Source organism: Williamsia sp. (assembly GCF_016462415.1).
GTDB lineage: Bacteria > Actinomycetota > Actinomycetes > Mycobacteriales > Mycobacteriaceae > Williamsia_A.
Genome location: NZ_JAEMTF010000009.1, coordinates 30,237 through 44,187, shown reverse-complemented (window position 1 = coordinate 44,187; position 13,951 = coordinate 30,237). Strand labels below are relative to the sequence as shown.

General features: G+C 69.7%; 12 protein-coding genes. 7 read left to right on the top strand and 5 right to left on the bottom strand.

Features of this window, described 5'->3' with window-relative positions; all coding sequences use genetic code 11:
* The first annotated feature begins 29 nt into the window (after positions 1-29).
* The 4 genes from JHC79_RS03940 to JHC79_RS03925 all read left to right on the top strand — a co-directional run bounded on the left by JHC79_RS03940 (position 30) and on the right by JHC79_RS03925 (position 3,318).
* Positions 30-698 carry an allophanate hydrolase subunit 1 gene (locus tag JHC79_RS03940; RefSeq protein ID WP_296388562.1) on the top strand — a complete coding sequence of 223 codons (669 nt, stop codon included), beginning with the start codon at positions 30-32 and terminating at the stop codon, positions 696-698.
* Positions 695-1,591: a biotin-dependent carboxyltransferase family protein gene (locus JHC79_RS03935; protein ID WP_296388561.1), complete on the top strand. Its 897-nt coding sequence runs from the start codon at positions 695-697 to the stop codon at positions 1,589-1,591. Before JHC79_RS03940 ends, JHC79_RS03935 begins: the two co-directional genes overlap by 4 nt.
* Before the next feature lie 78 nt (positions 1,592-1,669).
* Positions 1,670-2,644, top strand: coding sequence for an oxygenase MpaB family protein (locus tag JHC79_RS03930; RefSeq protein ID WP_296388560.1), 975 nt, complete (start codon positions 1,670-1,672; stop codon positions 2,642-2,644).
* Positions 2,645-2,733: 89 nt separating this feature from the next.
* Positions 2,734-3,318 (top strand): TetR/AcrR family transcriptional regulator, encoded by a 585-nt coding sequence (locus tag JHC79_RS03925; RefSeq protein ID WP_296388559.1) that lies wholly within the window; start codon positions 2,734-2,736, stop codon positions 3,316-3,318.
* Positions 3,319-3,328: 10 nt separating this feature from the next.
* On the opposite strand, the gene JHC79_RS03920 is transcribed toward JHC79_RS03925, so the two are convergent.
* The 4 genes from JHC79_RS03920 to pdxH all read right to left on the bottom strand — a co-directional run bounded on the left by JHC79_RS03920 (position 3,329) and on the right by pdxH (position 9,288).
* Positions 3,329-6,373 carry an MMPL family transporter gene (locus tag JHC79_RS03920; RefSeq protein WP_296388558.1) on the bottom strand — a complete coding sequence of 1,015 codons (3,045 nt, stop codon included), beginning with the start codon at positions 6,371-6,373 and terminating at the stop codon, positions 3,329-3,331.
* A gap of 153 nt (positions 6,374-6,526) precedes the next feature.
* Positions 6,527-7,312 carry a phosphatase PAP2 family protein gene (locus JHC79_RS03915; protein ID WP_366782250.1) on the bottom strand — a complete coding sequence of 262 codons (786 nt, stop codon included), beginning with the start codon at positions 7,310-7,312 and terminating at the stop codon, positions 6,527-6,529.
* 63 nt (positions 7,313-7,375) lie between these two features.
* Positions 7,376-8,641 carry an MFS transporter gene (locus JHC79_RS03910; protein WP_296388556.1) on the bottom strand — a complete coding sequence of 422 codons (1,266 nt, stop codon included), beginning with the start codon at positions 8,639-8,641 and terminating at the stop codon, positions 7,376-7,378.
* Entirely contained in the window at positions 8,641-9,288 is a 648-nt protein-coding gene (gene pdxH, locus JHC79_RS03905) for a pyridoxamine 5'-phosphate oxidase (RefSeq protein ID WP_296388641.1), read from the bottom strand. Before pdxH ends, JHC79_RS03910 begins: the two co-directional genes overlap by 1 nt.
* 183 nt (positions 9,289-9,471) lie before the next feature.
* Here pdxH and JHC79_RS03900 point away from each other — a divergent pair, with 183 nt between their 5' ends.
* Positions 9,472-10,575 carry a citrate synthase 2 gene (locus tag JHC79_RS03900; RefSeq protein ID WP_296388639.1) on the top strand — a complete coding sequence of 368 codons (1,104 nt, stop codon included), beginning with the start codon at positions 9,472-9,474 and terminating at the stop codon, positions 10,573-10,575.
* 7 nt (positions 10,576-10,582) lie between these two features.
* On the opposite strand, the gene JHC79_RS03895 is transcribed toward JHC79_RS03900, so the two are convergent.
* Complete coding sequence (locus JHC79_RS03895; protein WP_296388555.1) at positions 10,583-11,755, bottom strand: class I SAM-dependent methyltransferase; 1,173 nt, start codon at positions 11,753-11,755, stop codon at positions 10,583-10,585.
* A 108-nt stretch (positions 11,756-11,863) separates the two neighbouring features.
* On the opposite strand from JHC79_RS03895, the gene serC reads away from it, so the two are divergent.
* Positions 11,864-12,994, top strand: coding sequence for a phosphoserine transaminase (serC, locus tag JHC79_RS03890; RefSeq protein WP_296388554.1), 1,131 nt, complete (start codon positions 11,864-11,866; stop codon positions 12,992-12,994).
* Between the two features lie 169 nt (positions 12,995-13,163).
* Positions 13,164-13,951 (top strand): septation protein SepH (gene sepH / locus JHC79_RS03885; protein ID WP_296388637.1); only part of this gene is annotated, 788 nt, incomplete at its 3' end.

The following is a 13,951-nucleotide window of genomic DNA, read 5'->3' as shown; positions in this document are numbered from 1 at the left end:
GGGCGCCGTTCTGCGATAGCTTTGGACCCATGCGCGAGCTACCCGCGGGACGCGATGCGCTGCTGCTGGACTTCTCGGATGAGGACACCCCCTGGCGCGGCGCCCTCGAGGTCGCGGGCCGCCTACGCGCAGCCATGACCGGCGGTGAGCTGCCCACGGTGATCGACGTGGTGCCCGCCGAGACGACCGTGCTCGTGCAGGCGGTCCCCGGCCGCGGACTCGACCACCTCGGACTGCGAAGGGCGCTGCGCAGCCCGCGCTCCGCACGGGCCACCGCCCAGACGGAGGGGTCAGGCGATGACCCGGTCGTCATCGGTGTCCGCTACGACGGACCCGATCTCGACGCGGTCGCCGACCTGGCCGGCCTGGACGTCGACGCGGTGATCGCCGCCCACCGCGAGACGATCTGGCGAGTCGCGTTCATGGGGTTCGCCCCGGGCTTCGGTTATCTCGTCCCTGACCGATCGGGGTCGGATCCCCTCGGCGCACTGCGGTCGGTGCCCCGTCGCCCGGAGTCGCGGACGTCGGTGCCCGCAGGATCGGTGGCCGTGGCTGCCGGGTACAGCGCGGTCTATCCGCGGTCGAGTCCGGGGGGTTGGCATCTGTTGGGTCGCAGCGACATCGCGCTGTGGGACGTCGACGCCCGACCGCCGGCGGTTCTCACGCCCGGCCGACGCGTGCGATTCGAGGCCACATGACCCCGCCGTCCGGCGCGTATCCGCAACACCTCGGCATCCTCGCCACCGGTGCGCTGTCGACGGTGCAGGACCTGGGCCGCCCCGGGTACGCACACCTCGGGGTCCCCCTGTCCGGGGCCGCCGACCGCGGCGCGCAGCGACTGGCGAACCGCCTCGTCGGCAACCCGGAGGGCGCCGCGACCATCGAGGTCACCCTGGGCGGGTTGTCGGTCACCGTCGCCGGGGACCTGCTGATGGTCGTGACCGGCGCACCCTGCGCGGTGGTCATCGACGGTCGGCCCACCGGCCCGGGCGCCGCATTCGTCGTGCGTGACGGGCAGACGGTGTCGCTGGGCACTCCCCCGTCGCAGCTGCGCAGCTATCTGGCGGTCCGGGGCGGCATCGACGTCCCGGCGGTACTCGGGTCACGGTCGACCGACACCCTCTCGGACCTGGGACCCGCCCCGCTCCGCGTCGGCGATCGCGTCGCCGTGGGCTCCGATCGCGGCGCGTGGCCGAGCACCACCGAGGCGCCCGGCACCATGACATCGGCGACCGACGAGATCGTGGCGCTGCACGCCGAGCCGGGTCCGCGGGCCCAGGCGCTGATCGACCCACAAGTGCTGTACGTCGGTCTCTGGATGGTCAACCCGTCGAGCAATCGCGTCGGCGTGCGTCTCGACCGCGACGATCCCGGCAGTCCGCTGCCCGAGACCCGCTCGGACGGTGGGACCCTCGCATCCGAGGGGGTTGCGCTGGGTTCGGTGCAGATACCGCCGAGCGGTCAGCCGGTCGTCTTTCTCGCCGACCACCCGGTCACCGGCGGCTATCCCGTCGCCGCGGTGTTGACCGCCGACTCGGTCGATCGGGCCGCACAGCTGGTGCCCGGCCAACGGGTCCGACTGCACCGTTGACACCCGGGCCGTTGACAGCCGAGCCGTTGACAGCCGGGCCGTTGACAGCCGGGTGAGACGAATATAGCGTTCCGTCTCATGACGGCCTCGCCCGCGACCACGAACGATGCCCACACGACACTGGGACCCGACTCGGTCACGTGGCGGTTCTTCGGCGGCTGGCGCGGGATGGTGATGGGCCTGTGGTCCGGTTCGATGCAGAACATGCACCCGAAACTCGGTGCGGCGGTGTGGGAGCACTCCGACTTCTTCGACGAGCGCTGGGAACGCCTGATGCGCTCGCTCTACCCGATCATCGGCGTCGTGTTCGACCAGACCACCGGGACCGGCGCCGAGGTGCGCGACTATCACCGAACCATCAAGGGGGACATGCCCGACGGCGGTCGGTACCACGCCCTCGACCCCGACGTCTTCTACTGGGCGCACGCCACGTTCTGGTACGGCAACATCCGATGCGCCGAGATCTTCGGTCCGCCGATCACCGAGGCGGACAAACGTGCCCTGTTCGCCGAATCCCGCACCTGGTACGCCGCCTACGGCGTCAGCATGCGGCCGTGTCCGGACACCTACGAGGACTTCCTCGTCTACTGGGATCACATGTGCCGCACCGTCCTCACCGATCACCCCGCGGTACGGACCGTCCTGGACATCACCGAACTCCCACCGCCGCCGTGGATCTCGTGGATGCCGGTCCCGGTGTGGCGACGGCTCGCAGCTCCGGTGGCCCGAGGGTTCATGTGGATCACCACCGGGCTGTACGACGAACCCGTCCGCGAGATGCTCGGGCTGACCTGGACCGATCGCGACGAACGTCGGTTGCGACGGCTCGGTCGGGTTGTCGACCGTGCGTTCCGACTCGTGCCGCCGCGGTATCGGATGCACCCACGCGCACGGGACGGGTGGGACCGGATCTCGGGCCGGGTCGGAGCTTCCGAGCCGTTCGTCGAGACACCCGCGCGGAACCTCCCGCCTGCCGACCAACGAGACTCGCCGGTGCACTATTGCCCGGTCAACGCCTCACGACGCGCCGATCTGCCCTGGCAGCGGCGCTGACCCGCGTCGGGAGGGATCGCGATTCCGTCGTCGCCCCATGGAGGGCCGGACTATGCTGGAGGGCATACTTCGACTCGAACGGTGGACTGATGGCTCGGCGGACAGACACTCGCGCGCGGATGCTGCGCAGCGCGATCACCCTGATGCAGCGCAACGGCGCGGCGGCGGTGACGGTCGATGCGGTGCTCGCCGACAGCGGCGCTCCCCGCGGGTCGGTCTACCACCACTTCTCGGGCGGGCGCGACCAGATCGTCTCCGAGGCCCTGCGCACCGCCGGTGACCTGATGACGGCGATGGTGGTCAACGGTGCCCAGACCTCACCGCTCGATGCCATCGAGACGTTCGTCGAGTTCTGGACCGACATGCTGGTCTCCAGCGACTACACCCACGGCTGTCCCGTGGTCGCCGCTGCGGTCAGCGGGGCCGAGAGCAGCTCCGAACTGCAGGCCACCGTCGAGCAGATCTTCACCGACTGGCACGTCGCGCTCACCGAGAGCCTCGTCGCGTGGGGTGTCGACGCCGCGCGCTCGGAACCACTGGCATCGATGGTCGTCGCCTCCTTCGAGGGAGCGCTGGTGCTCGCCCGCTCACGCCGGTCGCTGACGCCGCTGACCGACGTGGCCGCGGAGCTCCGCCGCATCGTCGCCGACGCCCTTCCGGATTCCCCCGCCTGAGGCGTCCTCGTCACACCTTCGCCGGCCACCAGATCCGGTTGCCGATCAGCGCCATCGCGGCGGGCACCAGGATCGATCGGACGATCACCACGTCGAGGATCAGACCGACACCCACGGTGAACCCGAACTGCAGCAGGTTGATCACCGTCGCGCTCATCAACGCGAACATGGTCACCGCGAACACGACACCGGCCGTGGTGATCACACCGCCGGTCGTGCCGAACCCGCGGATGATGCCGCCGACCATGCCCGTCGCCGAGTGTTCCCGTATCCGCGATGCGAACAGCATGCTGTAGTCGGCACCGACCGCCACGAGCGCCATGAACGCCAGCGGGATCACCGACCAGTCGAGGTCGATGCCCAGGCCGTGCTGCCAGAACGCGATGGCGAGGCCGACCGTCGCCGCGAACGACAACAGCACCGCGAGGACCAGCAGCAGGGGCGCCAGCAGACTGCGCAACAGAACCGACAGGATCAAGAACACCGCGGTGATGGCGACGATCGCATACAGCGCGAAGTCGCGGTTGACCTGTTTGTTCATGTCCGCCGACAGCGACGTCAGGCCGGTCGACGAGACGTTCGCCCCCTCCAGGACGGTGCCCGCGGTGGCGGTCCTCGCGGTCGTGGCGATGTCGCCGACGCTGCGCATCGCGGCGTCGCTGTAGGGATTGATGCTGCGTATCACCAGCATCCGCGCGGTCTTCCCGGTCGGCGACAGCAGCAGCTTGGTCCCGGCGACGAACCGCGGATCGGACAGCGCCTGGGCCGGGAGATAGAACCCGGACCCCGGACCGGAGGTCGTGGCGCCGGCCATCGTGGTCAGGTACCCGCCCGCGGTGTCGAGGCCGGCGGTGAGCTGCCCGGTCAGCGACACCGTCTTGTCGGTGCCGTCCTTGACCTGCCGCAGACCGGTCGCCAGTTGCGACATCCCCGTCGACAGCTGCGCCATGCCCGAGGTCAGCTGGGCGAGGTCGGCACGGAGTTGCTCGGGCGTCCTGCCCCCGAGCCCGTCGAGGAGACCACGCATCTGGGTCAGTCCGGTCCGGATGTCGGGCAACAGCGCTCGTGCGGTCGCCACGACGTCACCGGGGACGCCGGCCAGGCCGACGACCTGGCGCAGCGACCGCGAGGCGGCTCCGGCCGTTGCGCGGTCGACGACACCGAACGCGGCGCGCGCGGTCATGCAGGCCGGGTCGGCCAGGCACTTCGAGTCGGGCGCCGCGGTCAGCATCGGTCCGAACACGTCGTCGAGTCGGCCCGCGACGGCGAGCGTTCGGCCGTTGCTCGTCGAGACCGCATTCACCAGCGACCCGAGAACATCGGCGAGCGAGGACAACTGACCGATCCCCTGCGGCAGGGTGAGTCGGCCGTCGGACGCGGTGGTCACGATGCGGGCGGCGGTGTCGACCGCGTCGAGCACTCCGTCGGCGAGCCCCACGACCTGATCGGTGCCGTCGACCAGACGTGGGAGTTGCGCCGCGGCGTCGTCGGCCCCGTCACGCAGCGCGGTCACCCCCGACGCGAGCTGCTGCAACTGCGGTGACGCCGCGACGAGTTGACGGTGGGCGTCGTCGAGGCGGTTGCCCACCTGGCCGACCTGGAAGCCGGTGGACGCCTCCGGGATCGGTGTGCCGTCCGGACGCGTGATCGACCGGACGTAGGCGATGTCGGGCAGTTTCGACACCGACATCGCCATCATCTCCAGCGCGGCGAGGTCATTGGTGTTGCGCATGTCGTGATCGGCTCGGACGATGAGGTACTCCGGCAGGATCTCGTTGACGCCATAGTGTTCGAGCACTTCGTCGTACCCGCGGGTGGAGTCGTTGGCGTACAGCTGCACCGACTCCTCGTCGAAACTCACGCGGAACGTCGGGATCACCAGTGCGAGCAGGATCAGCACCACCATCGACACCGCGGTCAGTGGCCCGGCGTGCCGGATGATCGTCACCCCGCGACGACGCCACCGACGCTCGGTCGACGCCTTCGGCTGCAGACGCCCGGCCCGACCGGCCACCGCCATCAGGGCCGGGGTCAGGGTCGCCGAGATGACCATCACGACCAGGACCCCGAGGGCGGTGGGCGGCCCGGCGGTCTTGAACATCCCCACCTTCGTGAACGCCATCGCGCCGGCCGCGGCGGCGATGGTGAGAGCGGAGGCGAGAAGGATCGGCGAGACCTTCGCGCTGGCGATGGCAACCGCCGCATCCGGGTCGGCCCCCGCCCGTCGCGCATCGTGATAGCCGGCGATCTGGAAGATCGCGTAATCGGTTCCGGCGCCGAGGATCAGCGCGGTCATGATGGCGATGGTGAAGTTCGAGATCGAGAGCACCTCGTGGGCGCCGAGCGCGGAGATGATCGGCCGCACCACACCCAGACCGATGCCGATCGTCAGCAGCGGGATCAGCGCGCTGATGACCGAGCGGTAGGCGATGAGCAGCATCAGCGTGATGAGCACGACCGACACCACGGTGATGATCAGCAATGACACGTCGATCGACGAGAACAGATCGGCCAGCGTCGGCGAGGCGCCGGTGTAGTACACCGACAGCCCGTCCGGTTTCGGGATCGAGTCGATGGCAGAACGGATCTCGACGGTGCTGTGGTGCGCGCGGGTGCTGCCCACGTCGCCCTGCGCGGCCACCATCACCGTGACCGCCTTGCCGTCCGGACTGCGTGCGGCGTCCCGGGTGGCCGGGTTGCCGTACATGTCCAGCACGTAGGCGACGTTGTCGCGGTCGGCCGTCAGACGCGAGACGAGCTGGGCGTAGTACCGACCGTCGGCGTCGTCGATGCCGCGGTCGGCGGCGAGAACCACGTTGCCCACGGCAGTCGAGGCCGGGGACCCGAAGTCGGTGGACATGTCGCGCAGGGCGTTGACCGAGGGCATGTCGTCGGGGAGGAACGCGGCCGATCGCTCCGACACCGTCTTCTCGATCTGGGGAACAGCGAGGTTCAGACCGACGATCACCGCGAACCAGAACCCGATGATCCACCAGCGATGCCGGACGCAGAACGCGCCCACCGACTCGAAAAGCCTGCTCCGACCATGTGCCATGTGGTGCCCAACCCCTCGTCCAGCGCGTCCTTCGCACTATGGTGTTACGCATAGTAACGCATAAAAAAGCACGCGCAACGAGACCGTCGAGTGCACTGCGGACTTCCTGGAGATCGGTGTGGCCGACCTGGCCGACACCGACAACTGCCTCGCCTACGCGACGGCCTGAACGCTCTCCCGGGACGACGGGGTGACAGGGCTCGTCCGGCCCACCCCGACCGTGAGCAACCCGGAGACCGCGGCCGCAACGATGCCGACGACGGCCAGCACCGGGTGTCCGGTGTAGACCGACCACACCACCGGCGCGACCGCGGCGAGGCACGCGACCAGCAACGCCGTCCGGGGCTTCACCCCGACGTCCCGTCGTGGGTCCGGGACGACGAACAGCAGGGCCCCGACCATGAACAGTGAGCCGATGACGTCGCTGGGTCGGTGGGCACCGACCTCCATGAGCCCCTGACCGACCACCGTCACCCACATGGCGCCGACGACGGCGATCACCGGCGCGACCTGCCGCGGGGCGGCCCGGATTGCTGCCGCCACACAGCCGAACGCCGCGGCGGTGTGCCCGCTGGGGAACGTGTTGAACGCCGCGAGGACGATGTCGATGAGCTCGGGCCGCGGCAGGATCACCGTCCGCAGCGCCCGCGCGATGACGACGCCGGCCGCCGGGAGGACCAGCAGGGCGAGGATGCTCCATCGTCTACGCGCGGCGACCCCGAGGACGATCACCGCCACGGCGGTCACCAGCCACAGGCGGGGATCGGTGACCTGCTCGAAACCGAGGTGGTGCAAGAGGTCCCGCCAGGTGTCGGCGCCGTACATCTCGAGGTAGACACGCTGATCGACCGTCTGTCCGCGCGTGGTCCAGACCGTCAGCAGATAGACCACCGTCATGGCGGCCAGCAGCACGACGCTGCCCGCCAGCCGCAGGGTCATCTCTTTCACCGGGCCAGCGTACCTGCGGCACCCATTCGTCGATCGTGAGCGCGAACGCGCACGTCAGCGGGTGATTCGATAACGAACGAACGCCGGTATGGCCAGTGCGGCCACCACCGTGAAGACGATCACCCCGATACCGCCGCCCGCCGTGGTGACCGCGACGCCTGCCGTGGCGGCCACGCCACCGTGCGCGACGTCGGCGATGCGTGGGCCACCGGCGACCACGACGGTGAACACACCCTGCAATCGGCCCCGCACGTCGTCATTGGCGGCCGACTGCAGCATCGACTGACGGAACGCGGCCGACGCCATGTCGGCCGCGCCGCCGATCATCAACAGCGCCACCGCGATCGGGAGCATCGGCATCGCCGACCCGCCGGCGAACGCGACGACGATGCCGAGGCCGGTGATCGAGGCACCCCAGATGAGGATGCAGACGATCACGGCCAGACCCTGGCGCTCGACCCGCGACACCCACCCGGAGAACACGCCGCCGACGACCGCGCCGGCGCCGATCGCCGCGAACAGCAGCGCGAAGGCGATGCCGCCGCCGTCGGGTCCGCCGAAGCTCTCGTGGGCCATCTCGGGGAACAGGGCGCGGGGCATGCCGAAGATCATCGCGATCAGGTCGACGACGAACGACGCCATCAGCACCTTGTGGCCGCGCAGGTAGACGAAACCGTCGATGACCGAACGGAATCCGGCCACCCGCGGGGCGTCATCGCTGCGTTCGGGCTTCAGCGACGGCAGACGGATGACCGCCCACAGTGTCGCGAACAGGAAGATGGTGTCGACGAGGTAGAGCGTCGAGTACCCCAGCGGCTTGATCAACGCGCCACCGAGGACCGGGCCGGCGATCGCGCCCGCCTGCATCACCGTCATGTTCAACGAGTTGGCCGCCGGGAGGTCCTTGATCGCGACGATCTTGGGCAGGATGGCCGACTTGGTCGGCTGGTTCACCGCGAAGAACGCCTGTTGCACCGCGAACAGCGTCAGGATCACCCACACGTTGTTCACGCCGCTCGCGGCCTGCAGCCAGAACAGCGCGCTACAACCGATCAGACCCAGCGTCGTGGCGATGAGCAGGATGCGACGGTCGATGATGTCGGCCAACGCCCCACCCCAGAGACCGAAGACGACGAGCGGTACCAGTCCGAACAGCCCGGCGAGACCGACGTAGGCCGAACTGCCGGTGATGAAGTAGATCTGCGCGGGGACCACGACGACGGTGAGCTGCGCCCCGATGACCGTGATGATGTTGGCCGACCACAGCCGTCGGAAGTGGGGACTTCTCAGGGGTGTGGTGTCGGCGAGGATTCCCGCCATCAGGGTTGGAGCCTGGCCACATCCCAGCGGCCGTCGACCAGCGACGCGCGCACCCGGTCGTGAAGCCGGTTGGCGCCGCCCTGCCAGAACTCGACCACCGTCGGGGCGATCAGGTACCCGCCCCAGTTGTCGGGCACGTCGATGGGCGCGTCGCCGTCCACGCCACCGGCCCGGCGCGCGACGTCGGCGGCCTGTTCCTCGAGCGCGGCTCGCGACGCGATCGGGCGGGACTGCTCCGAGGCGATCGCACCCAGTTGCGACCCGCGCGGTCGGGTCGTCCAGTACGCCCGGGTCTCCTCCCGGGAGACCTGCGTGACCGGTCCCCGGAAGTGCACCTGCCGTTCCATCGCGACCCACGGGAACGTCGCCGAGGCGACCGGATGCGTCGCGATGGCGCGGCCTTTGTCCGAATCGTGGTTGGTGTAGAACACGATTCCCCGCGCGTCGACCCCTTTGCACAGCACGGTGCGCGTCGCCGGCACCCCCTCGGCGTCGACGGTCGCGACGACCATCGCGTTCGGTTCGGGGATCTGCGCCGACACCCCCTCGGCCAACCAGCGCTCGAACAGATCGAGCCAGACCGGTTCGCCGGACAACGAATCGGGCGTCAGCCCACCCGTGCCGGATCCCCCGTAGCTGACCCGCATCCCGGACACGTCCACAGCGTCACCACTCACGCGCCTGACGCTACTCCCGCATCAAGACACCCTGTACTCGCCGGTAACCCGGCCCATGCCGCCCACTAGAGTCGCGACAAGAACAGTCACGGCAGCGGTGGCCGACGAAGGAGTCGAGAAGTGACACAGGCAACGGGAACAGAACAGCCGGACATTCCGGAGGGTTTCGTGGAGGGACTCGAAGGCGTCACCGCGTTCACCACTCAGATCGCCGAGCCCGACAAGGCCGGCGGCAACCTGCGCTACCGCGGCGTCGACATCGAGGACCTCGTGGAGAACCACGTCACCTTCGCCGATGTGTGGGCGTTGTTGGTCGACGGCCGCTTCGGTGACGGTCTGCCGCCCGCCGAGCCGTTCCCGCTGCCCATCCACACCGGTGACGTCCGGGTCGACGTGCAGGCCGGTCTGGCGATGTTGGCCCCGATCTGGGGCTACCAGCCACTTCTCGACATCGACGACGCCACCGCGCGCGACAACCTGGCCCGCGCCTCGGTGATGGCGCTGTCCTACGTCGCGCAGTCGGCGCGCGGGATCCACCAGCCCGCCGTACCGCAGGCCAAGATCGACCAGTGCGACACCGTGACCGCGCGGTTCATGACGCGATGGAAGGGCGAGCCCGATCCCGCCCACACCCGCGCGATCGACGCCTATTGGGTCAGCGCGGCCGAGCACGGCATGAACGCGTCGACGTTCACCGCCCGCGTGATCGCCTCGACCGGCGCCGATGTCGCCGCCTCGCTGTCCGGTGCCATCGGCGCGATGTCGGGGCCGCTGCACGGCGGCGCACCGGCCCGGGTGCTGCCGATGATCGACGAGGTCGAACGCACTGACGACGCCCGTGGCCTGGTCAAGGGCATCCTCGACCGCAAGGAGAAGCTCATGGGCTTCGGCCACCGCGTCTACCGCGCCGAGGACCCGCGTGCCCGGGTGCTGCGGCGCACGGCCAAGGAGCTCAACGCTCCGCGTTACGAAGTGGCCGCGGCCCTGGAGCAGGCCGCGCTGACCGAGCTGCGGGAACGTCGACCCGACCGCGCCATCGAGACCAACGTGGAGTTCTGGGCCGCGGTCATCCTCGACTTCGCCGAGGTGCCCCCGCACATGATGCCCGCGATGTTCACCTGCGGCCGGACCGCGGGCTGGTGCGCGCACATCATGGAGCAGAAGCGCCTGGGCAAGCTCGTCCGCCCCGCCGCGATCTACCTCGGCCCCGGCCCGCGCCGTCCCGAGGACGTCGACGGGTGGAGCGAGATCGCCTGAGCTCCGCTCACCGCGGAGGCCTCGCCTCGACCAGGAACGCCCGACCCTCGCCCGCCACACGGGTGAGCACGACCGTCGCGGTGTTCGGACCCTCCAGTCGCAGCTTCGCGATCAGGGCGTCCGGCGCGATCAACAGACCATGGGACTTCACCGTGACCGCACCGATCTCACGGTCGCGCAACGCGATTCGCAGCTTCGGCGTACGGAACGGGAGCTCGCGCAGCACCGTGTGAACGCGGGCGAACGGCGTGTCGACCGGGTCGTCGGTGCTGATCCAGTGCAGCTGCGGATCGGGTAGCCACCCACCCAGATCGGTCGCCAGCCGCGCGGTCAGACCGGCTCGGATGACCACCTCGTGCGGCTCGAGCAGAAAGCGTCCGACCTCCCCGATCGGCGCATCGCCGTCGCCGTCGCCGGCGATCGACTCGCCGCGCGGCAGCAGGGTGGCCCTCCTGATCGATCCACCGTCGACGAGTCCCGCACCCCACAGCGTGGTGCCGACGACGTCGCCCCCGGTACCGATCCACTCGGCCTCGACGCCGTCGGGCAGGTCGCCGTGCGCCACGCCCGGGAACACCGACGCCACCGCACGACCGGCCAGCATCGAGCTGACCAGGTCCCACGGGGGCGACAGTGCGTTGCGCCCGGCGACCCCGCCGCGCGCCGCCCCACGTTCCGGATCGCAGAAGACGACCTCGTCCTCGGCGGCCACGACATCGCGAGCGTCCCCGACCTCGACCGACCCGGGTAACCCCAGGGCCTCGAGGTTGGCGCGGGCGATCTCCACGAGCACGGGGTCGGTGTCGATGCCGCGGACGTCCACCCCGACGCGAGCGAAGCCGAGAAGGTCGCCGCCGAGACCGCACCCGACGTCGACGACGCGTCGCACCCCGAGGGCGCGCATCCGGTACGCGCGGTGGTCGGCGACCGGGGCCGCGGTGGTCCGACGCAGAGCTTCGTGGGTGAAGTACATCCGGCCGGCGTCGGTCCCGAAACGGTCGACGGCCAGGCCGCGTAGATGGTTCTGCGTGACCGCAGCGGCCACGAGGTCACCGTTGTGGGCCTGCCGCAAGCGCGCACCGAGCGCGTGGTCGGATTCGATCCCGGCGCGGTCGTGCACCTCGGCCAGCAACGCCTGACCCGACGGGGTCAGCAGAGTGCGAAAGGTGTCGACGTCCACGGGCCCGATGGTGCCACCCCGCCGATGCCGACCGGTCATGTCCGCGACCGCCTCCGACGTCGCGATGCGCCGTCCGGGGCGTCGCGACCGGCCACTACTATCGACCTCATGAGTTCACCGATCACGATCCCCGCCGACCTGCTCCCCTCCGACGGTCGTTTCGGTTGCGGCCCGTCCAAGGTGCGTCCCGAGCAGCTGCAGTCGCTGGTCGAGACCGGTGCATCGGTGTTCGGCACCAGCCATCGTCAGGCTCCGGTGAAGAACGTCGTCGGCGCGATCCGCGACGGTCTGAGCTCGCTGTTCTCGCTGCCCGAGGGCTACGAGGTCGTGTTGTCCAACGGTGGTTCGACCGCGTTCTGGGACGCCGCCTCGTTCGGTCTGATCGAGAAGAAGTCGCTGCACCTGACCTACGGCGAGTTCTCGTCGAAATTCGCCAGCGTCGCCAAGAAGGCCCCGTTCATCGACAACCCGACGGTCATCTCCACCGACCCGGGCACCGCACCGGACCCGGCCGACATCACCGCCGAGCAGGCCGGCGACGTCGACCTCATCGGCTGGGCGCACAACGAGACCTCGACCGGTGTCGCGGTGCCCGTCTCGCGTCCGTCCGCCGCCGGTGACGCCCTGATCGTCATCGACGCGACATCGGGTGCCGGAGGCCTCCCGGTCAACGCGGCCGACGCCGACGTCTACTACTTCGCGCCGCAGAAGAGCTTCGCCTCCGACGGCGGCATCTGGCTGGCCCTGATGAGCCCGGCCGCCCTCGAGCGCATCGCGAAGATCGAGGCGTCGGGCCGCTGGTGCCCGGACTTCCTGTCGCTGCCCACCGCGGTCGACAACAGCTCGAAGAACCAGACCTACAACACCCCCGCGGTCGCGTCGCTGCTCCTGCTGGCCAACCAGCTCGAGTGGATGAACGGCAACGGCGGTCTGGACTGGTGCACCAGCCGGACCGCCGACAGCTCGAGCCGGCTCTACGAGTGGGCCGAGAAGAGCGAGTTCGCGACGCCGTTCGCCGCGCCCGAGCACCGCAGCCAGGTCGTGGGCACCATCGACTTCGACGACTCGGTCGACGCCGCAGCCGTGGCCAAGACCCTGCGCGCCAACGGCGTGGTCGACACCGAGCCCTACCGCAAGCTGGGACGCAACCAGCTGCGCATCGGCATGTTCCCGGCCGTCGAGCCCGACGACATCTCCCAGCTGACCGCCTGCATCGATCACGTGGTCGCTGCCCTCTAGCACAGTTCACCCGTGACGGATGGGACACGTGGGGTCGGCGATACAGCCTTTCTGAGCTGGCCTTTTCTCGGTGTGTCACCCGCGTCGGCGGCGTGCCCTGAACTAGGGTTGTCAGAATCTACATTCGCGAGATGTGAAACTCCCGCACTCACTCGAGGAGGAGGGGCAGATGCGTGAACTCCGCGTGATCGGCTTGGAAGCCGACGGCAGTTCGGTGGTCTGCCAGGATCCCGAGTCGGGCGAGAAGTTCCACATCGCTGCCGACGATCGGCTGCGCGCGGCTGCTCGCGGCGACCTGTCCCGACTCGGCCAGATCGAGATCGAGATGGAGAGCTCGCTGCGTCCCCGCGAGATCCAGTCCCGGATCCGGGCCGGCGCCAGCGTCGCCCAGGTGGCTGCCGCAGCCGGGGTCACCGCGGACAAGGTCGCCCGCTTCGCACACCCGGTACTCCTGGAACGGTCCCGCGCCGCCGAGCTCGCATCGTCGGCGCACCCCATCCGTGTCGACGGCCCCGCCCTGTCGACCCTGAGCGAGGTGGTCGCCGCCGCGCTCGGCGCCCGCGGCCACAACCCCGACGACACCACATGGGACGCCTGGAAGGGCGAGGACAACCGCTGGGTGGTCCAGGTGAGTTGGCGTGTGGGTCGATCCGAGAATCATGCGCACTGGCGGTATCTCCCGGGTTCCAGCGGCGGTGCCGTCGAGCCCCTCGACGAGACCGCCGACGAGATCACCGATCCCGACATGAGTCGTCCCCTGCGGGGTCTCACGTCGGTTGCGACCTTCGCGTCGTCCCCGACCGCCGAGTTCACCGTCGAGGCCGACGAGGTCATCGGTGCGCAGCGTGCACGCCACGAGGACCCGGACCCGTTCGACTCCGCGCCCCGCGAGCCGGCACCGCGCACGGCGAAGGCGCCCGACCCCGAGCCGATCGAGGCCGAGCCGTACGAGGCCGA

What these genes read in the sequence shown, in the direction of transcription:
- JHC79_RS03940 (WP_296388562.1), top strand. Translation starts at nt 30, where the DNA reads ATGCGCGAGCTACCCGCGGGACGCGATGCGCTGCTGCTGGACTTCTCG.
- JHC79_RS03935 (WP_296388561.1), top strand. Translation starts at nt 695, where the DNA reads ATGACCCCGCCGTCCGGCGCGTATCCGCAACACCTCGGCATCCTCGCC.
- JHC79_RS03930 (WP_296388560.1), top strand. Translation starts at nt 1,670, where the DNA reads ATGACGGCCTCGCCCGCGACCACGAACGATGCCCACACGACACTGGGA.
- JHC79_RS03925 (WP_296388559.1), top strand. Translation starts at nt 2,734, where the DNA reads ATGGCTCGGCGGACAGACACTCGCGCGCGGATGCTGCGCAGCGCGATC.
- JHC79_RS03920 (WP_296388558.1), bottom strand. Translation starts at nt 6,373, where the DNA reads ATGGCACATGGTCGGAGCAGGCTTTTCGAGTCGGTGGGCGCGTTCTGC.
- JHC79_RS03915 (WP_366782250.1), bottom strand. Translation starts at nt 7,312, where the DNA reads ATGACCCTGCGGCTGGCGGGCAGCGTCGTGCTGCTGGCCGCCATGACG.
- JHC79_RS03910 (WP_296388556.1), bottom strand. Translation starts at nt 8,641, where the DNA reads ATGGCGGGAATCCTCGCCGACACCACACCCCTGAGAAGTCCCCACTTC.
- pdxH (WP_296388641.1), bottom strand. Translation starts at nt 9,288, where the DNA reads ATGCGGGTCAGCTACGGGGGATCCGGCACGGGTGGGCTGACGCCCGAT.
- serC (WP_296388554.1), top strand. Translation starts at nt 11,864, where the DNA reads ATGAGTTCACCGATCACGATCCCCGCCGACCTGCTCCCCTCCGACGGT.